The organism is Bradyrhizobium sp. UBA2491 (assembly GCF_002341725.1).
Lineage (GTDB): Bacteria > Pseudomonadota > Alphaproteobacteria > Rhizobiales > Xanthobacteraceae > Bradyrhizobium.
Genome location: NZ_DDOP01000044.1, coordinates 14,810 through 34,254, shown reverse-complemented (window position 1 = coordinate 34,254; position 19,445 = coordinate 14,810). Strand labels below are relative to the sequence as shown.

Annotated in this window: 18 protein-coding genes; 9 read left to right on the top strand and 9 right to left on the bottom strand. The window is 64.4% G+C overall.

Going from position 1 to position 19,445, the window contains the following annotated elements; translation table 11 throughout:
* The first annotated feature begins 12 nt into the window (after positions 1–12).
* Together B2W55_RS14675 and B2W55_RS14670 are read left to right on the top strand one after the other, a co-directional pair.
* Positions 13–744 carry an SDR family oxidoreductase gene (locus B2W55_RS14675; protein WP_024582186.1) on the top strand — a complete coding sequence of 244 codons (732 nt, stop codon included), beginning with the start codon at positions 13–15 and terminating at the stop codon, positions 742–744.
* Positions 745–766: 22 nt separating this feature from the next.
* Positions 767–1,513, top strand: coding sequence for an SDR family NAD(P)-dependent oxidoreductase (locus tag B2W55_RS14670; RefSeq protein WP_024582187.1), 747 nt, complete (start codon positions 767–769; stop codon positions 1,511–1,513).
* A 98-nt stretch (positions 1,514–1,611) separates the two neighbouring features.
* Here B2W55_RS14670 and B2W55_RS14665 read toward each other — a convergent pair whose 3' ends face one another.
* A complete protein-coding gene (locus B2W55_RS14665) occupies positions 1,612–2,481 on the bottom strand; it encodes a LysR substrate-binding domain-containing protein (protein ID WP_024582188.1) in 870 nt (289 codons plus the stop codon).
* A gap of 93 nt (positions 2,482–2,574) precedes the next feature.
* Here B2W55_RS14665 and B2W55_RS14660 point away from each other — a divergent pair, with 93 nt between their 5' ends.
* From B2W55_RS14660 to B2W55_RS14645, 4 genes are all read left to right on the top strand, one after another.
* On the top strand, positions 2,575–3,489 hold the full coding sequence (locus B2W55_RS14660; protein WP_024582189.1) for a DMT family transporter: 915 nt from the start codon (positions 2,575–2,577) through the stop codon (positions 3,487–3,489).
* A gap of 86 nt (positions 3,490–3,575) precedes the next feature.
* A complete protein-coding gene (locus tag B2W55_RS14655) occupies positions 3,576–4,256 on the top strand; it encodes a site-2 protease family protein (RefSeq protein ID WP_024582190.1) in 681 nt (226 codons plus the stop codon).
* Between the two features lie 87 nt (positions 4,257–4,343).
* Positions 4,344–4,751, top strand: a complete 408-nt coding sequence (locus tag B2W55_RS14650) for a hypothetical protein (protein WP_024582191.1) — start codon at positions 4,344–4,346, stop codon at positions 4,749–4,751.
* Positions 4,752–4,947: 196 nt separating this feature from the next.
* Positions 4,948–6,168, top strand: a complete 1,221-nt coding sequence (locus tag B2W55_RS14645) for an ABC transporter substrate-binding protein (RefSeq protein ID WP_024582192.1) — start codon at positions 4,948–4,950, stop codon at positions 6,166–6,168.
* 27 nt (positions 6,169–6,195) lie between these two features.
* Here the strand turns inward: B2W55_RS14645 and ftrA are convergent, their stop codons facing one another.
* Positions 6,196–7,251, bottom strand: coding sequence for a transcriptional regulator FtrA (gene ftrA / locus B2W55_RS14640; RefSeq protein WP_024582193.1), 1,056 nt, complete (start codon positions 7,249–7,251; stop codon positions 6,196–6,198).
* 77 nt (positions 7,252–7,328) lie between these two features.
* On the opposite strand from ftrA, the gene B2W55_RS14635 reads away from it, so the two are divergent.
* Complete coding sequence (locus B2W55_RS14635) at positions 7,329–8,312, top strand: DMT family transporter (protein WP_200894420.1); 984 nt, start codon at positions 7,329–7,331, stop codon at positions 8,310–8,312.
* A 209-nt stretch (positions 8,313–8,521) separates the two neighbouring features.
* Here B2W55_RS14635 and B2W55_RS14630 read toward each other — a convergent pair whose 3' ends face one another.
* The 7 genes from B2W55_RS14630 to B2W55_RS14600 all read right to left on the bottom strand — a co-directional run bounded on the left by B2W55_RS14630 (position 8,522) and on the right by B2W55_RS14600 (position 15,197).
* Complete coding sequence (locus B2W55_RS14630) at positions 8,522–9,316, bottom strand: TonB family protein (protein WP_024582195.1); 795 nt, start codon at positions 9,314–9,316, stop codon at positions 8,522–8,524.
* 12 nt (positions 9,317–9,328) lie between these two features.
* Positions 9,329–9,793 (bottom strand): TonB system transport protein ExbD, encoded by a 465-nt coding sequence (gene exbD / locus B2W55_RS14625; protein ID WP_024582196.1) that lies wholly within the window; start codon positions 9,791–9,793, stop codon positions 9,329–9,331.
* Positions 9,794–9,796: 3 nt separating this feature from the next.
* Positions 9,797–10,849, bottom strand: coding sequence for a tonB-system energizer ExbB (exbB, locus tag B2W55_RS14620; RefSeq protein WP_024582197.1), 1,053 nt, complete (start codon positions 10,847–10,849; stop codon positions 9,797–9,799).
* 3 nt (positions 10,850–10,852) lie between these two features.
* Positions 10,853–11,542: a Fe2+-dependent dioxygenase gene (locus tag B2W55_RS14615; RefSeq protein WP_024582198.1), complete on the bottom strand. Its 690-nt coding sequence runs from the start codon at positions 11,540–11,542 to the stop codon at positions 10,853–10,855.
* 20 nt (positions 11,543–11,562) lie between these two features.
* A complete protein-coding gene (locus B2W55_RS14610) occupies positions 11,563–14,142 on the bottom strand; it encodes a TonB-dependent receptor (protein WP_024582199.1) in 2,580 nt (859 codons plus the stop codon).
* A 260-nt stretch (positions 14,143–14,402) separates the two neighbouring features.
* Positions 14,403–14,642: a hypothetical protein gene (locus B2W55_RS14605; protein WP_024582200.1), complete on the bottom strand. Its 240-nt coding sequence runs from the start codon at positions 14,640–14,642 to the stop codon at positions 14,403–14,405.
* A 93-nt stretch (positions 14,643–14,735) separates the two neighbouring features.
* Positions 14,736–15,197, bottom strand: coding sequence for a MarR family winged helix-turn-helix transcriptional regulator (locus tag B2W55_RS14600; RefSeq protein ID WP_024582201.1), 462 nt, complete (start codon positions 15,195–15,197; stop codon positions 14,736–14,738).
* A gap of 182 nt (positions 15,198–15,379) precedes the next feature.
* On the opposite strand from B2W55_RS14600, the gene B2W55_RS14595 reads away from it, so the two are divergent.
* Entirely contained in the window at positions 15,380–16,549 is a 1,170-nt protein-coding gene (locus tag B2W55_RS14595; RefSeq protein WP_024582202.1) for an efflux RND transporter periplasmic adaptor subunit, read from the top strand.
* On the top strand, positions 16,546–19,445 hold a 2,900-nt coding region (locus B2W55_RS14590; RefSeq protein WP_291532235.1), incomplete at its 3' end, for an efflux RND transporter permease subunit. The genes B2W55_RS14595 and B2W55_RS14590, both read left to right, overlap by 4 nt.

Sequence of the window (19,445 nt, the reverse complement as noted above, 5' to 3'; positions counted from 1 at the left end):
GAGGAGACTTCCATGTCAGACAGACTGAAGGGAAAGCGCGCCGTCGTCACCGCCGCCGCGGCAGGCATCGGGCGTGCATGCGCGATCGCATTCGCCCGCGAGGGCGCGACCGTGATCGCCACCGACATCAACGAGAGCGGCATCGCCACGCTCAGCAAGGACGGCATCGCCGAGACCGCGCGGCTCGACGTTCGCAGCACCACCGATGTCAACAGCTTCGCCAAGCGCGTCGGCAAGATCGACATCCTGCTCAATGCGGCGGGCTTCGTGCATCACGGCACCATTCTGGAGTGCTCCGACGAAGACTTCGACTTCTCGTTCGATCTCAACGTCAAATCCATGCACCGGACCATCAAGGCGTTTCTGCCCGCGATGCTGGAAGGCGGTGGCGGCAGCATCGTCAACATTTCGTCCTGCGCGGCGTTGCGGCCGCCGGCCAATCGCTACGTCTACAGCGCGTCGAAGGCGGCGGTTTCGCTGCTCACGCGCGCCGTTGCGCTCGACTTCATCACCCAGGGCATCCGCTGCAACGCGATCTGCCCCGGCACCGTCGAGACACCCTCGATGCTGGAGCGCGCAGCTGCCGCGGGCCCGGACGGACGCGAGAAGTTCGTCGCCCGCCAGAAGATGGGCCGGCTCGGTACCGCCGACGAGATCGCGGCCATGGCTGTGTATCTTGCGAGTGACGAGGCTGCTTTCACCACCGGCGTCGACATGGTCGTCGACGGCGGCTTCATGCTCTGATGGGCTCGCAAAGGCATCCAACATGAACAAGATCGATCTCAACGGCCGCGCAGCCGTCGTCACCGGCGGCGCCCAAGGGTTCGGCCGCGCCATTACCGAGCGTTTTGTCGCCTCCGGCGCCAGGGTCGCGATCTGGGATTTCGACCAGCCGCTGGCCGAGAAGACCGCGCGCGCGATCGGCGAGAACGTGATCGCGATCAAGACCGACGTCACCGATCCCGACGCGGTCGACGCCGCGCGCGATCAGACGCTGCGGGCCTTCGGCAAGATCGACATCCTGGTCAACAATGCCGGTATCACCGGCGCCAACAAGCCGGTCTGGGAAACCGATCTCGACGACTGGCGCCGGGTGATGCGCATCAATCTCGAGGGTCCGTTCATCTGCTGCAGGGCGATCGTCCCGACCATGATCGGCCAGAAATACGGCCGCATCGTCAACATCGCCTCGATCGCCGGCAAGGAAGGCAATCCGAACGCCGCGCATTATTCCGCGTCGAAGGCCGGCCTGATCGCGCTGACCAAATCGCTCGGCAAGGAGCTCGCGCAGCACGACATCCTGGTCAATGCGGTGACGCCGGCGGCGGCGAAGACCGCGATCTTCGACCAGATGACGCAAGCGCATATCGACTTCATGCTCTCGAAGATTCCAAAGGCCCGCTTCGTGCAGGTCGAGGAGCTGGCCTCGATGGTGGCGTGGCTGGCGTCGGAGGACTGCGCGTTCTCGACAGGCGCGGTGTTCGACATCTCCGGCGGCCGGGCTACGTACTAGAGCCGTTCCCGTTCCGATGGAATCGGAACGGGGCTCTAGGTTCTTGTGTTGACGCGTTTTCTTCACGCGAACCGGTATCCACTTCGCTCGAAAACGCTCTAGCTGGCTCGTTTCGCCGGCTGCCGCAGCGCGGCCACGAGATGGTCGGCCAATAGCGAGGCAGCGCGCGCGAGGTTTGGCGCGCGGTGCAGGCGGATTTCGGCCCGCGGCAGCCGCGGCATGCCCTCACGCGCGCTCAAGCGCCGCAGCGTCGGCGGAAAGGTGCCCGATTTGACCACGGTCACGGCGAGGCCCTGCGCGGCGATCGCCTCGACCGCGGACAGGCTGTGGCTGACAAAGGCGAGCCGCCACGGCCTGCCTGCCTGGTCGAGCGCCTGCATCGCCCAGCTTCGGAACAGGCAGCCCTGCGGATAGAGCGCGACCGGCAGCGGATCGAGGTCTTCGACACGATGCGCCGCGCTCGTGGCCCACACCGCCTGCTCGGTGCGCAGCAACTCGCCCTCGCCGCGCCCTTCCGGGTGCATCGCGATCACGAGATCATAGGCCTCGCCGAGCCGGTCGGTCATCGACGACGTCAGCCCGGTCTCCATCTCGACATGGATCAACGGATAATTGGCGATGAAATCCTTGAGCAACGGCGGCACGATCAGCGTTCCGTAGTCGTCCATCACGCCCAGGCGGACCCGGCCGTCGGTGCCGTGCGCGCGCACCCGGCCGACCGCTTCGGCATTGAGGCTCAGGATGCGGCGGGCGTAACCGAGCAATCCCTCGCCGGCCGCGCTCAGCTCGACGCTGGAGGTGCTGCGATGAAACAGCTCGGCCTGGAGCCGCTCCTCCAGCCGCTTCACCTGCATGCTGATCGCCGATTGGGTCCGGTTCAGCGCCGAGGCGGCGCGGGTGAAGGAACGATGGTCCGCCACCGCAACAAAGGCCTGCAACAGATCCGGGTCGAGGACAGGCGAACTCATAATAATCCGTGATTTGATTGATCAATCTTATTCTATTCCCTGATTATGCCGATGTCCCTAGATTGCGCAAGTAAAACAGCGGGATCGAACGGGATGGGCGAAATCTGGGGGGTGTTGGCGGCGGTGCTGTCGAGCGCGCTCGGCGGAACCTCGATCGGGGCAACGCGGTTTCTGGTCGGCACGATCGATCCGCTGGCGATCGGCGCGTTCCGCTTCGGCATCGGCGTCGTGCTGTTGCTGCCGCTCGCGCTGCTGCAACGGGGAAGCTGGCCGCCATCGCGCGACTGGCCGGGCGTCGCCGGCCTTGGCTTGCTGTTCTTTGCGGCGTTCCCGGTCCTGTTCAACGCCTCGCTGATCTTCACCACGGCCGCGCGCGGCGCGCTCGCGCTCTCGACGCTGCCGCTGCTGACGATGCTGGTCGCCGCCGCGCTCGGCGCCGAGCCGCTCACCGCACGCAAGACCACGGGCGTCCTGGTCACGATCTTCGGCGTCGCGATGGCCCTGCTCTCCGGCCTCACCACGGCGCCACCGGGCGCCTGGCGCGGCGATCTCCTGATGGTCGCGGCCGCGCTGTGCATGGCGCTCTACAGCATCTGGTCGAAACCCTTCATCCGGCGCTCGGGCCCGATCCCCTTCACCACGTTAGCGATGGCGGCCGGAGCGGTGGTGCTGATCGTCGCATCGCTGCTGCGCGGCAGTTTCGCGCCGGTTGCCGGCTTCGCTGCGGCGCAATGGTTCGGGGCGATCTATCTCGGGGCCTTCGGCGCGGCGCTGACCTTCTATCTCTGGGCCTTCGCGCTGGAGCGGACGACGCCGACCCGGGTGGCGATCTCCGTCACCGTGAACCCGATCGCGGCTTCAGTGGTCGGCGCAGCGCTGCTCGGCGAACCGCTGAGCTGGAATCTGATGGCTGGCATCGTCGCCGTGTTCGCCGGCATCTGGATCGCGACCACCCAGCCGCAAGCAGCGCGCGCGGCCAAGCCGGCCGTCGCACCCGACACGCGCTGAGGCATCGCAGCGCTCGCCGGCAATGCCGTTATCGAATCCGTGTTAGCCTGAGGGTCCGGTCCAAGCGAACCCAAGGCGGCACGCAATTGAACATCTCCCTCTACGACATCTCCGTCTGGGTGCTGCCGCTCGTCATCGCCATCACGTTTCACGAAGCCGCGCACGGCTTCGTCGCGCACCGGTTCGGCGACGACACCGCATGGAAGCTCGGCCGCGTCAGCTTCAACCCGCTGAAGCACATCGACCCCTTTGGCACGCTGATCCTGCCGGCCATGCTGCTGCTCGCGCATTCGCCGTTCCTGTTCGGCTACGCCAAGCCGGTGCCGGTGAATTTCCGCAACCTCAACCACCCCAAGCTCGACATGGTCTGGGTGGCGCTGGCGGGCCCGGTGACCAACATCATCCTGGCGACCGCGGCGGCGCTGGCATTCCACGCACTGCCATTGGTGCCGGCAGATGCGGCAAAATGGACCGCGGACAATCTGAAAAACGCATTCCTGATCAACATCGTGCTCGCGATCTTCAACATGATGCCGATCCCGCCGCTGGACGGCGGCCGGGTCGCGGTCGGGCTGCTGCCGCGGCCGCTGGCGATCCCGCTCGCCCGGCTGGAGCCCTACGGCATGCTGATCCTGATCGGGCTGTTGATCCTGCTGCCGGTGATCGGCAGGCAGGTCGGCCTAAATCTTGATGTTATTTCAACGATACTGCGAACTCTGACCGGCTATGTGGCGAACGCCCTTCTCCTGATTACGGGAAACACATAGCTTTGCTTCAAGCATGCCCCGATGCTGATCCGGGGCCGTGCGCTGGGACAGGAACGCTTCGAGGCCATGGTGATCAAAGCTGCCGATATGCTGATTGCACGCCGCGCCGACACCCGCGCGCGGGCGGACTTTGCGACCTGGAAGATGATGGCCAAGCTGAACGGCGCCTCAGCCCTGCCCCCCGAAGCGCAGAATTTCCTCGCCATCTACAAGAAGCTGCTGGAGCAGATGAGCGAGGCCGAGGCCGGCGAGACCACCATCCAGGAGATGTACCGCACCTACTACGCGGAGATGGGCGGCGCCGGCAAAGCGCCGGAGGTTCCGGCGCGCACGCGCGAACCGGTCGCCGACAGCGGAAACGTCACGGCGTTCCGCCGCCTGCCGGCCAAGAAGGCGACCACATCCGACCCCAACGCCAAACGTCCTTTGCCGGTGGCGCTGATCTTCGCGTGCCTCGTCGTGGTCTATGTCGCGATCCGCTACTACTGGAAATAGCGCCGTCGCCGCGACACCTCATTTCCGGCTTCCATCATCGACAGCTCGCACCGCGGCATCCCGTCGCGCGTAACGGCCGTTTCAATCGCCGCAGCGTGGAATATCGCGCACGATCGCTTGCGCCACTGCCCTAGGCGATGCGCCCGATGCCGGGCATAATGAGGAACTCAAAAAACAAAATCATACTGGAGGGAAGATGAAGCGTTCCATTGCAGCCTTGGTCATGACCACGAGCCTGGTGTTCGCCGGCAATGCGCTGGCGCAGACGATGGACAAGGTCGCAAAGGTCGGCGCACTCGGCGATCAGTCCGGTCTGTATCAGGACATCGGCGGCCCCGGTTCGACGGTGGCGGCGCAGATGGCGATCGAGGATTCCGGGTTGCTGGCGAAGGGCTGGAAGATCGACCTGATCTCGGCCGATCACCAGAACAAGCCCGATGTCGCCGTCAACATCGGCAAGCAATGGATCGACGTCGAGAAGGTCGACGTGTTCGTCGATCTCGCGGCCTCCAATGTCGGCCTCGCGATCGCCAACCTCGCCAAGGACAAGAACGTCGTCAATCTGAACTCGGGTTCGGGCTCGTCCGATCTCACCGGCTCGCAGTGCACGCCCAATACGGTGCACTGGTCGTACGACACCTACATGCTTGCCAACGGCACCGGCCGGGCATTGGTCAAATCCGGCGGCGACACCTGGTTCTTCATCTCCGCAGACTATGCGTTCGGCCAGGCGCTCGAGCGCGACACCACGGCCGCGGTCACCGCGGGCGGCGGCAAGGTGCTCGGCAGCGTCAAGCACCCGCTCAACACCGCCGACTTCTCGTCCTTCCTGTTGCAGGCGCAGAGCTCGAAGGCCAAGGTGATCGGCCTTGCCAATGCCGGCGGCGACACCACCAACGCGATCAAGCAGGCCGCGGAATTCGGCATCGTGTCGGGCGGCCAGAAGCTTGCGGGCATGCTGATGTTCCTGACCGACGTGCACTCGCTCGGCCTCAACGTCGCGCAAGGGCTGAACTTCACCGAAAGCTTCTACTGGGACATGAACGACCAGACCCGCGCCTTTTCGAAGCGTTTCATGGAGCGGTTCAAGAAGAACCCGCCGACCATGGTGCAGGCCGGCGTCTATGCCTCGCTGATCCACTACTTCAAGGCGCTGGAAGCACTCGGCGGCAATCCGCATGACGGGCGCGCCGTCGTTGCCAAGATGAAGGAGTTGCCGACCGACGATCCCTTGTTCGGCAAGGGTTCGATCCGGGTCGACGGCCGCAAGATCCATCCCGCCTATCTGTTCGAGGTGAAGAAGCCGTCGGAATCGAAGTATCCGTGGGACTATTACAAGCTGATGGCGACCATCCCGGCGGATGAAGCCTTCCTGCCGCTCGAGAAGAGCGCCTGCCCGCTGGTGAAGAAGAACTGAGACGTCGTCATTGCCCTATCAGGCGGGTCAGCTTCGCTGGCCCGCCTTGAGCGGCGGCCTTGCCTTCGGGGCGAAGTCCAACCGATAGCGCATCGGACTGGTGTCGAGGCGGGTGCGAAAATGGTGGCGCAGCGCATCCGCGGTGCCGAAGCCAACCGCGGTCGCGACGTCCTCGACCGACATGGCGGTGGCTTCCAGCAGGTCTCGTGCCCGCGTCATGCGCTCCTGCAGCACCCATTCACCGGGTGACATGCCGGTTGCGGTCTCGAAGCGCCGAATGAAGGTGCGCCGGCTCATGCGCGCCCTGCCTGCAAGGCCTTCGATCGTCAGGTCGCGATCCAGATGCCTGCGCATCCATGCGCAGAGTTCGGCGAGAGGATCGCCGTCGGCAAGGACCACCGGATTAGGAATGAACTGCGCCTGCCCGCCCTCGCGGTGCGCCGGAATCACCAGGCGCCGCGCCACATCATTGGCGATCTCGGGTCCGAAATCCTTGCGCACGATATGGATACACAGATCGAGACCAGCCGCACGTCCCGCCGAACTCATGATGTCCCCATCGTCGACATAGAGCACCTTGGCATCGACGCGCAGCGCAGGATGCCGGTGCACCAGCGGCTCGGCATGCGCCCAGTGCGCCGCAACGCGCCGGCCCTCCAGCAGTCCGGCGCCAGCCAGCACGAATACGCCGGAACAGATCGATGCGATGCGGACCCCGCGCGCATGCGCGCGGCGAAGCGCTGTGACCACCGCCTCGGGCGGTGACGCCTCGATGTCCTGCCAGCCCGGCACGATGATCGTGCCGGCCTGCGACAGGAACGAGAAGTCGACGTCGGCGACGATCTTGACGCCGGCCCCGGCCGCAACCGGCACACCCGGCCGCTCCGCGCACACCGCGACCCGATACCAGTCGCGGCCCATGTTCGGCAGGCCAAACACCTCGAGCGCCATGCCGAGCTCGAAAGCATTGACGCCGTCATAGGCCAGCAGCGCGACCACCCTGTTGCGGGCGCTGTCCCGCCGGGCCCTGCCTGCCGGCTTCGTATGTTGCGAATTTGGCACGATATTCACGATATATGTCATTCGTGCCAATGGTCAAGAATGGCGTCTCGCGCGCACGGTCGAGCCTCGCGATCGAACCGCCATGCCTGGAGAAGTTCATGACCAACGCCGCCACGTCGTCGCCGGCACCATCGATGTCCGCAGACATCCAGCGCGGCTCCGCGCGCGCCGTCTACCTCAGGGGGACTCTGTATTGCCTCGCCGCCTCGGTCTCGTTCGGCCTGATGTTTCCGGTGATGTCGAGCGCGCTCTCCCATGTCGATCCCTTCACCTTCACGTCGCTGCGCTATTTGATCGCGGCCGCAATCTCGCTCGTCCTGCTCAGGATCAAGGAAGGGCCGGACGCGCTGAACCTGAAGGGTGAGCCGATCGCTCTCGCCTGGCTGCTGGGCTCGATCGGGTTCGCCGGCTTCGGTTTCCTGGTGTTTCTCGGCCAGCAACTGGCCGGACGCGACGGAGCCTTGACGACATCGATCATGGCCGCCACGCAACCATTGCTCGGCATCCTCATCATCTCGGTGATCCGCAGGGTTCTCCCGCCGCCCGTCACGCTGCTGCTGGTGCTGCTGTCGTTTGGCGGCGTCGCGCTCGTCATCACCAAGGGGGATGTCGGCGGGCTGCTGCACGAACCGCAGAACTATTCAGCCAACGCGCTGATCGTGCTCGGAATGATCTTCTGGCTGATCTACACCTTCAGCGCGGCACGCTTCGCAAGCTGGTCGGCCCTCAAATACACCACCATGACGATGTCGCTCGGCCTGACCACGATCGTCGCGATCAACGCGATCCTCGCTCTGACGCAGGTGATCGCATTGCCGGCAGCGGCCGATCTGCTCTTCATCATTCCGCATCTTCTCTACATGAGCCTCGTTGCCAGCGTCGCCGGCGTGCTGTGCTGGAATCTCGGCAACAAGATTTTGACGCCTTTGAACGGCGTGCTCTTCATGGACGTCGTGCCGATCACCGCGTTCACCGTCTCGGCGATCATTGGCGTCGTACCGACGCGGGTCCAGATCGCGGGCGCATGCATCACCGGCGTCGCCTTGATCCTGAACAATCTCTATTTGCGGCTTCGCGCATGACGAGTCGCCGGATGCGAAGCGGCTCCCCACGCACTTGATCACGCGACTGGCGGTCGCTCCGATCTCTGGCGGTGCGCGCAGTCACGCGGCATTCCGTCGGCAAGGCCTGGGGATTCCCGATGACGGGAAAGTGCGCACGTTCGACGCTCAGGAGCTTCTGATCCGCGTCGAGGATCCCGGGTTGCCGATCCTCGCGAGCTACGCGGCCCTTACTGCTTCGACTTGTTGTAGTTGACGTCGAGGCTGAAGGAGAACTGATCCTCGGTCAGGTCGGCCGGCGGCGCCGGGACCGGATCGGAACGGTGGACCATCGAGACCGCGGCGTCGTCGAAGGCGGCGTCTCCCGACGATTCCAGCACCGCGACCGACAGGACCTTGCCGACGCGATTGAGCACGAGCGCGATCTTGACCTTCGCCGTCTTGACCTTGCCGTTCTCCGGAAACTTCTTGTGCAGGTCGAGATAGGCGCTGATCTTCTTGCCCCATCTGGCGGTCATCGCAAGCTTGTCCTTGCCGATGCCGGGGTTTGGCGCCTTCGTGGTCTCGGCCTGACGCGCGTCCTCCAGCTTGGTTGGCGCGGCCTGCTCCGAGGCCTGCTGTGCTTCCTGCGCGTTGGTCTCGACCTTGGCGACCTTGGCCTCCTCCTCCTTCTGCTTCTTGGCGGTGTCCTCCGTCACGATGCGGTCGGGGTCGTCGGCCTCGACAGGCTTTTCCTGAGGCAGGTCGGTGTCCTTCACCTCTGCCTTCTGCTGCGCCATCTCCTGAACGGCCTGCTGCTCGTCAGCCGGCGCGCCGGGCGGTGCTGCTTCCTCGGGTACATCCGGTGAGGCGAGTTCGACGGCGTATTCCGCGCCGGCCGCGCCAAGTCCCTCGTCGCCGTCGTCGCCGCGCAAATTTGCCAGTGCCAACGCCACGCCGCCGAGATGCAGCCCGACCGCCATCACCGCGGCGATCACCCAGAGCCGCTTCGAGGTACGCAGGTCGAGATCGGGGTTGGTCGACATCGCGCTTCGCCGTCAGGGCTTGGCCGGCTCGGCCTGCTGGGCCGCCGGCGCTCCCGGCACGCCCTCGAGCGCGACGAGCTTCACATGGGTGTAGCCGCCGCCGCGCAACAGTTCCATCACGCCCATCAGCTCGCCATAGGGGACCATCCGGTCCGCCCGCAGGAACACGTATTTGTCTCGGCTCATGTCGGGCACCGCATCCAGCGAATTGATCAGGTCGGCGCGCTTCACCGCGTTCTCGCCGATCGCCAGCGTGAGGTCGGGCTTGATGCTGACATAGGTCGGCTTGTCCGGCTTCTTCTGCGGCGTCGCACTGGAGGTCGGAAGATCGATCGGCAGGTCGACGGTCGAGAGCGGCGCCGCGACCATGAAGATGATCAGCAGCACCAGCATCACGTCGATGAACGGCGTGACGTTGATCTCGTGGGATTCCGCGAAATCGTCGTCGCCATCGTTCTCGGAGATCGAGACTGCCATCGCCTACTCCGCCGCCGCGGCACGCGCACCATGCGGAACGCTGCCGTGGGTGCGATCGAGATCACGCGACAGCAGCCGTCCCGCCGCGCCCGAGGCGCGGTTGACGAGCTCGAGATACACCTTCGTGACGCGCGAGAAGTGGTTGTAGATGATCACGGCAGGGATCGCCGCGACGAGCCCGATCGCGGTGGCGAGCAGCGCTTCCGCGATACCCGGCGCCACCACGGCAAGGTTGGTGGTCTGCGACTTCGAGATGCCGATGAAGCTGTTCATGATGCCCCAGACGGTACCGAACAGGCCGACGAAGGGCGACGTCGCGCCGATGGTCGCAAGCAGGCCCATGCCGATGCGGATCTTGCGGGCCTCGGCACGCACGATCTCGGCGAAGCTCGACGCCGCGCGTTCCTTGATGCCGCTGTCGCTGGAGATGCCCGCCGACAGCCGCCCCTCGCGCATCGCGGCTGCGATGAACGACGACAACACGCTGCCCTTGGCGCCGAGTGCGAACTGCGCCTCCGCAAGCGAGCGCGATTCAGCGATCTTGGCCAGCGCGCCACGCAGCTTGCTCTGCGCCACGGTCAGCTCGACCATCTTGGCGATGAACACCGTCCAGGTCACCAGCGACGCGAAGGCGAGACCGAGCATCACCGCCTTCACGATGATGTCGGCGTTCAGGAACATATTCCAGGGCGACAATTCGTGCAGGCCGGTGCTGGTCGACTTCGGCGATTTGGCATCGCCGCCCGCGGCGGCAGTCAAGGACGCCTCATTCGCCATCGGTGCGGGAGCCGCCGCAGGTGCTGGCGCAACCTGCGCTGGCGGCACCGCGGGCGCCGACTGGGCCACCGGCGCGGTCTGGCCAGCGGCCGCAGGCTGGGCGATCGCCGCGGGCTGCGCGGCGGGTACCTGAGCCGCGGGCGCGGGCTGAGGCCGGGTCACGGGCGCGGGCTGCACGGCAGGTGCCGTTTGCTGCTGCGCCGAAGCCGGCGCGGTCAGCATGGACATCGCCAGGGCGACGACCATGGCGGATGCAGCGAGGAACTTGGATGTCATCATCAGTTACACTTCAGCCCAGTGACGGATCAAGTTGTGATAAATGCCGGTCAATTTGACCGTTTCAGGGTCATCGCGCCCCAGCCGCTCCACCAGCGCCTGGATCGCAGTATCAAGATCGAAGATCAGGCTGCGCGCGTGGGCATCACGTACCATGCTCTGGAGCCAGAAAAAAGACGCAACCCGGGTCCCCCGCGTGACCGGCGTTACCAGATGCAAGCTGGAAGCAGGATAAAGTACGAGATCTCCTGCTGGCAGCTTGATTTCATGTGATCCGTAGAGGTCCTCGATGACCAGCTCGCCGCCATCGTAATCCTCTGGATTAGATAAAAACAGCGTGACCGAGAGATCGGTGCGGATCCGCAACCCCGTCAGCTTGTCGCCGCGCACCGCATTGTCGACGTGCAGGCCGAAATGGTGCCCGTCGCTTGCGGCGTAGCGGTTGAACAAAGGTGGAAAGATTCTAAGTGGGATCGCCGCCGAGATGAAGCGCGGGCTCGCCGACAGTGCCGTCAGGACGCGGTTGCCGAGCTGCCGCGCGACCTCGCTGTCGGGCGGCAGCTGCTCGTTGCGCTTGACCAGCGCGGACGCAGCGCCTGCGGTCGAGCGGCCGTCTTCCCATCCGCTGGCGTCCATGATGCGGCGGAAGTCCGCCACATCAGCCTTGCTCAATACGTTGGGAACACAGACCAGCATCTCGTGCCGCGAAGCCTTCGTCAGTAGCGCGCTGAAACAACCAGATACGCGGCGCGTCCCGGCGCTTCCAGTACGAAAGGTGTCGCACTCTGGTAGAGCGCATCGTAGTAGCGCTTGTCGAAGATGTTGTTGACGAACAGCTTCACGGTCCAGTGCTTGTCGACCTTCGCTTCGGCGAAGGCGTCGAAGCGCCAGTAGCTCGGCAGCGAGGTGCCTTGGTTGGCCGCGAGCAGCGTGCCGCCATAAATCTTCGAGCGGTAGACCGCCTGCCCGCCGAGCTCCCACATGTCGGTGAGCTGGTATTTGGTCAGCATGCTGAACGATTGATGCGCGATGTTGGCGAGCGGCAGCCCGACATTGGTCGGGTACAGCAGCGGCTGCGGCGAAGGCGCATTGGACTTCGTCACCTGCGACTGCATCAGAACGAGGCCGCCGAACACGCTCCACTTGTCGGTGATCTTGCCGCCGACGCCGAGATCGATGCCACGAACCCAATAGGCCGCACCTGCGGTAATGCACGATACGGAGCCTGTCGTCGGCGGGTTGGTGACCGGATAGGGACAGGTCGCCGTGCCGGTCGTCGGCGTGACGTTCTGCGCCTCGCGCGCATTCTCCTTGTTGGTCTGGAACAGCGCCGCCGTCACCAGCAGGTGCCGATCGAACAACTCCCACTTGGTGCCGACTTCGATCGCCTGGTTCTTTTCCGGCCCGAAGATCTGGTTGGAGCTGCCGTTGAGGATCGGCGACAGGCCGCCATACGCCGTGCTGGTGCCGTCGAATTCGGCACCCACCGGGTTCGACGAGGTCGCATATGCGGCGTAGACGCTGCCGTTCGGCGCGGGCTTCAGCGTCAGGCCGAGGTTGAAGTTCGGCATGCCGAAGTCGGCGCTCTGTGCGCCAAACGTCGTCGCGCCAGCCACCGTGCCGTATCCGCTGGTCTTGATGGAGTAGTCGTCGTAGCGGATGCCGCCATTGAGGATGACGAGGTCGTGGTAGTTGACACTGTCGAGCAGATAAACGCTGGCGGTGTCGATCGCGAGGTTGGTCGGCAGGCCGCTCAATGTCGGCGTCGATGTGAACGGCGCGTAAGTGTATTGCGGCGAGAACACGTTGACGCCGGAAATCGAGCCGGCACCGTTGAACGGCGTACCAGTCGTCAGCTCCGAACTCAGGCCGGTATACTTGTCGATATACGAGGTCTCGCGCGAGATCTCGACGCCACCGACCGCCGTGTGCTTGAAGCCGCCAGTGTCGAACTTGTAGGTCGCCTCGCTCTGGTTTGCAACCACGTCGGTGATCTGATAGCGGCTCTGCGGATTCATCGTGATCGTGGACGCCGAGAGCGGCGTCGCGATGACCGGCGACTCGGCGATCGTCCCGATGTAGTTGTTCATGGCGCGCGAGGCGCGGAACTTGTCGGAGAGGACGAGATCCGGCGTGACATGAACCTCGGTGCTGATCGTTCCGATGTCCTGCTGCACCTTGAAGAAGTCGCGATTGACCAGGCCATAGAAATTGTTGGCTGGCGAGCCGAACTGCGGGAACGGTCCGCCCGCGGTACTGGTGAAGACGTTTCCCGGCGCCGGTGAACCCGGCCGGTAGTAGGGAACGCCGAAGTCGGGAATACCGTGGAGGTCGGTGTGCACGTAATCGGCGGTGATCTTCACTGCGTCGATCGGCGTCCACTTCGCCGCGACGAATGCCCCGCTGCGGTCGTCGGTGGTGTTGTTGCGCCCGGCGACCTTGGCATCCTGGAACAGGCCGCCGGCGCGGATCGCCAGCGTCGGGCTGATCACCTGGTTGACGTCGAGCGTCACACGCTTGGTCTGGTCGGTGCCAAACGTGGTGTCCATGTTGTAGAAGCTCTTCTCCGTCGTCGCCTGCTTGGTCACGATGTTGATCGCGCCGCCGGTGGTGCCGCGGCCGGCAAACGACGAGCCGGGGCCGCGCAGGATCTCGACCTGCTCAGTGAAGAAGTTCTCGCGGACGCTGACGCCGGGATCGCGTACACCGTCGATGAAGATGTCGTTGCGTGCGTCGAAGCCGCGGATGAAGAAGCGGTCGCCGAACGCGTTGCCGCCCTCGCCGGTGCCGAGCGTGACGCCGGCAGTGCTCAGGATCGCCGACTTCAGCGAGGTGGCGTTCTTGTCCTCGAGGATGTCCTTGGTCAGCACCGTGACCGATTTCGGTGTGTTCAGGATCGGCTCGGGAAACTTCGAGGATGCCTGCAAGCGGTCGCCCTTATACGGCGCTGCCGGGTCGGCGTAGGGGTTGCGGTCGGGCGGAAGACCGCCGGCGTTGGGAAACGGCACCGGCGCCTGTTGCGCCTGTTGATTAGCGCGCCGCGCGGCACGGCGCAGCGCGTTACGGGCGCGGACCTGATCGGATGTCGGCTTGGACGTGACCGGGCGCGGACGCGCAACCGGAGCATCGACGTTCACCGGCGGCAGGTTCGATTGCTGGGCTTCGGCCCCCGAAAACGATGCCACCGCAATCAGGCTCGCGACCGCGGAGACCTTCGCGGCGGAATAGCTCGTCTCATCAGCCGAACCAGTCGCTGCTTCGAAACGCAGCGACCTCGGCGCCCTCATATTGCTCATTTCTTGCACGCCCCCAAAAAAGCAAGTTCGATCGCGAAATGAAGCTGCGACGAACTGTCACCTTCGGTTATCGAGCGTGACTTTCTTTATCAATGCGATCAGCGCCACAGTTCGCCTGAATCGCCTCAGTTCAAAGCGATTCTAATCTACGGTTTGAAATCGTTCTAAACTGCAATTTTTAAGCGTTCTAATAATCGTTCTAAAATGGAGTCCGCGTTTGGTCGGCGAGGCCCTGCATTTGCACTCAGAAGCGACACCGATCACTCGGCGCTCGGCGGCTTCATCAGCGCGAACAACTCATCGATGGTCCGTTGCGCAACCTGCCGGACCCGATCGCTGTTCTCGAGCCCGGCGATATTGACCCCATCGACCACCGCTTTGATCTCGTCGCGAAAGTCGGTGAGAAACCGCAGCGGATCGCGCTGCTCGTTGGCGACGCGCGCGATCAATCCGGTGACCAGGATCTGGCAAGCCATCATCCGCCCGTTCAACTCATCCATCGCCGCCCCCGTCGTCTCGCGTCGTCGTTGCGCGATATGAACGACAACCCCGATGCGTTTCAACCGGGTCGCGCAGGCGGCAGCCGCTGAACGCTACTTCGCAGCGATGTGCTCGGCCTCATCGCCAAGCGCCTTGATGCGGTCCTTCACCGCTCGGAGCGTGGCGAGGCCACTCTCGACATGCTTGTCCGATACGTCGCGCAGCACGTCACAGGCGATTGCATCGCGCAGACTGTCGAGATCGTCGACCAGGCGGCGTCCGCTTCTGGTCAGGAACAGCCGATTGGCGCGGCGATCCCTGGGATCGGGACGGCGTTCGAGCAGATCGTGCTCGACGAGGCGATCGAGCAGACGCACCAGCGAGATCGGCTGTAATTCGAGCACGTCGGCGAGGTCGACCTGGGACAGCCCCTCCTGCTCGCGCAGACGGAACAGCACGATCCACTGGGCGCGCGTAGTCCCTCGCGCCTTGGCACGATGATCGATATAGTTGCGCAGCAGCCTCGAACTCTCGACGAGCTGCGCAATGAACTGGCGTTTGAGATCGAGCGACATAGGGGTCCTCGGTGTGTTTCCCAGACGGATTGTTTCCACTCGTTTCTGACCTAAACCTTTCCAAATGTTTAGGATTCTCAAGCCTTGGTGTGTTTACACATTAAGTGCACGCATATTATATCCGCAAGCTCTGTGAACCGTTTCAATCACCCTTTATTGTTACGTCGAACCTAAGAGTCCGCATGTCAAAGTCACGCTCCATCGGTTGGGTTTTAGTGATCGCGGCGCTTGGCACGGCCGGTTATTTCGGCTGGCAGAAGTACACGGACAACCAGCGGGCGGCCGAAGCTGCGCAGAAGCGCGCCGCCCAACGGCCGGCGGTTCCGGTGAAGATCTCGCCGGTCGAGAAGGCCGACTTCCCGGTCTACCTGACCGGTCTCGGCACGGTGCAGGCCTTCAACACCGTCCAGGTCCGCACCCGGGTCGACGGCCAGATCACCAAGATCGCCTTCAAGGAAGGCCAGTTCGTCAAGGCCGGCGACACCCTGGTCGAGATCGATCCGCGGCCCTATCAGGCGACGCTCGACCAGGCCAAGGCCAAGAAGGCCCAGGACGAGGCCAATCTCGCCAACGCCAACCTCGATTTGCAGCGCTACACCAAGCTCGGCGAGTTCGCGACCCGCCAGCAGCTCGACACCCAGCGCTCCACGGTGGCCCAGCTCACCGCCCAGATTGCGGCCGATGATGCCGCCATCTTCAACGCCCAGACCCAGCTCGACTACGCCACCGTGAAGTCCCCGATCGACGGCATCGTCGGCCTGCGACTGGTCGATATCGGCAACATCGTCAATGCCTCGGCGCAGACCGGCATCGTGACGATCACCCAGATCGAGCCCATTACCGTGATCTTCACCGCCCCTGAGGACCAGTTGCCCGATATCAAGGCAGCCCTGGCCGTGGCGCCGCCCAAGACCATTGCGCTGACCACCGACGGCAAGCGGGTGCTGTCCACCGGCGCGCTGGCACTGATCAACAATCAGGTCGACACCACGAGCGGGACTGTTCGGCTGAAGGCGGTGTTTGATAACAAGGATCATGCGCTATGGCCGGGCCAGTCGGTCGCAACCCGGCTCCTGGTCAGAACCTTGAAGGATGCCACCGTCGTCCCCGATGACGCGGTGCAACATGGCACCGATGGCCTCTACGCCTATTCTGTCAATCAGGAGAACAAGGCCGAGCTTCGCAAGATCAAGGTCAGCCAGTCGATCGACGGCAAGTCGGTGATCGACGAAGGCCTGTCGCCGGGGCAGCAGGTGATCAGCGCGGGCCAGTACAAGGTCTCGCCGGGAACCCTGGTGACCACGGCGGTGGCGAGCTCGGATCCGTCCCAGTCGAAGGTTACGCAGGAATGAGCGACGGAATTTCCGCACCATTCATTCGCTTCCCGATCGGCACCTCGCTGCTGATGGCCGGCATCCTGTTCGTCGGCCTCGTCGCCTATCCGCTGCTACCGGTCGCGCCACTGCCGCAGGTCGACTTCCCGACCATCCAGATCACCGCGACGCTCCCGGGCGGCAGCCCGGAGACAATGGCGACCTCGGTCGCGCAGCCGCTGGAGCGCCAGTTCGCGCAGATCCCCGGCATCGCGCAGATGACCTCGACGAGCTATCTCGGCACGGCATCGGTCACCATCCAGTTCGACCTCAACCGCTCGATCGACGGCGCCGCCAACGACGTCCAGGCTGCCATCAACGCCGCCAGCGGCCAATTGCCGAAGAGCCTCCCCTCGCCGCCGACCTATCGCAAGGTCAACCCGGCGGACGCGCCGATCATGCTGCTGTCGGCAACCTCGGAGACGCTGCCGCTGACCACGGTCAGCGACGCCGTCGACGCCCAGCTTGCCCAGCAGATCAGCCAGATTTCCGGCGTCGCGCAGGTCATCATCGGCGGTCAGCAGAAGCCATCGGTCCGGGTCCAGATCGATCCCGCCAAGCTGGTCGCCAAGGGCCTGTCGCTGGAAGACGTCCGCGCCGCGATCAATATCGCGACCGTCGACAGCCCGAAGGGCAATATCGACGGCGCCACCCGCGCCTACACCATCTATGCCAACGACCAGTTGCTCACCGCGGAGCCCTGGAACGACGTCATCATCGCCTACCGCAATGGCGGGCCGCTGCGTATCCGTGACATCGGCCAGGCCGTCACCGGACCGGAGGACGCCAAGCAGGCCGCCTGGGCCAATGGCAAGCGCGGCGTGTTCCTCGTCGTCTTCAAGCAGCCCGGCGCCAATGTCATCGACACAGTCGACAAGATCAAGGCGGCACTGCCCCGCCTGGTCGCCGCCATTCCGCCGGCGGTCAAGATCGAGGTGATCTCCGACCGCACCACCACGATCCGCGCCGCGGTGGAGGACGTCCAGTTCACCCTGCTCCTGACCATCTTCCTGGTCGTGATGGTGATCTTCGCCTTCCTGCGCAGCTTCTGGGCGACCGTGATCCCCGCCGTGACGGTGCCATTGGCGTTGCTCGGCGCCTGCGCGCTGATGTGGGTGTTCGGCTACACGCTGGACAATCTGTCGCTGATGGCGCTGACGATCGCGGTCGGCTTCGTCGTCGACGACGCCATCGTGATGCTGGAGAACATCAGCCGCTATATCGAGGAAGGCGAGAAGCCGATGGCGGCCGCCTTCAAGGGCTCGAGCGAGATCGGCTTCACCATCGTCTCGATCAGCATCTCGCTGGTCGCCGTGCTGATCCCGCTGCTGCTGATGGGCGGCATCATCGGCCGCCTGTTCCGCGAGTTCGCCGTCGTGCTGGCGATGACGATCTTCGTCTCGATGTTCGTGTCGCTGACATTGACCCCGATGATGGCCTCGCGCTTCCTGCGCGCCCACAATGAGGAACGGCACGGCCGTCTCTACAAGCTCAGCGAGCGCGGCTTCGATGCCATGCTGCGCGGCTATGAGACCGTGCTCGACATTGCCCTGCGCTGGAAGCGCACGACGTTGTTGATCTTCTTCGCCACCCTGGCGCTGTCGATCTACATGTTCGTCATCATCCCGAAGGGCTTCTTCCCGCAGCAGGACGTCGGCCTGATCAGCGCGACCTCGGAAGCCGGCCAGGACATTTCCTTCGCGGACATGAAAGGCAAGCAGGAAGAGCTCAGCAAGATCGTCATGCAGGATCCGGGCGTCGCGACGGTGGCAATGGCGATCGGCGGCAGCGGCCGCGCCGGCAACAACGGCAACATGTTCATCACGCTGAAGCCCCTGAGCGAGCGCGACGCCAATGCGCAGCAGATCATTGCCCGGCTGCGCCCGAAGCTGGAAAAGGTGCTGGGCGCCCGCCTGTTCATGCAGGCCGCGCAAGACGTGCGCCTTGGCGGCCGCCCGACCCGCACCCAGTTCGAGTTCACGTTGCAGGACGCCAACCTCGCCGAACTGAACGAATGGGCGCCGAAGATTCTGAGCAAGATGCAGACGCTGCCGCAACTGCGCGACGTCGCCACCGACCAGCAGAGCAGCGGCACCACGCTCGAATTGAAGATCAACCGCGACACCGCCTCTCGCTATGGCATCCAGCCGCAGCTGATCGACGATACGCTGTATGACGCGTTCGGCCAGCGCCAGGTGACGCAGTACTTCACCCAGCTCAACAGCTACCACGTCATCCTCGAGGTGCTGCCCGAGTTGCAGGGCTCGGTCGATACGCTGAACAACATCTACATCAAGTCGCCGCTGACCGGCGAACAGGTGCCGCTGTCGACCTTTGCGAAGTGGACCACCGTGCCGGTGCGGCCGCTGTCGATCAGCCATCAGGGCCAATTCCCGGCGATCACCATCTCGTTCAACCTGGCGCAGGGCGTCGCGCTCGGCCAGGCGACGGAGGCGGTCCAGAAGGCGATGGTCGACCTCGGCGCGCCGCCGACCCTGAGCTCGAGCTTCCAGGGCACCGCGCAGGCCTTCCAGCAATCGCTGTCGACCGTGCCGCTGCTGATCCTGGCGGCGCTCGTGGTGGTCTATCTGATCCTCGGCATTCTCTACGAGAGCTACATCCACCCGATCACCATTCTGTCGACGCTGCCTTCGGCCGGCGTCGGCGCGCTGGCGATCCTGATGGCGGCCGGCTTCGACTTCTCGCTGATCGCGCTGATCGGCATCATCCTGTTGATCGGCATCGTGAAGAAGAACGGCATCATGATGGTCGACTTCGCGATCGCCGCCGAGCGCGATCAGCACATGGAACCGGTGGCGGCGATCCGCCAGGCCGCCCTGCTCCGCTTCCGCCCGATCATGATGACGACGATGGC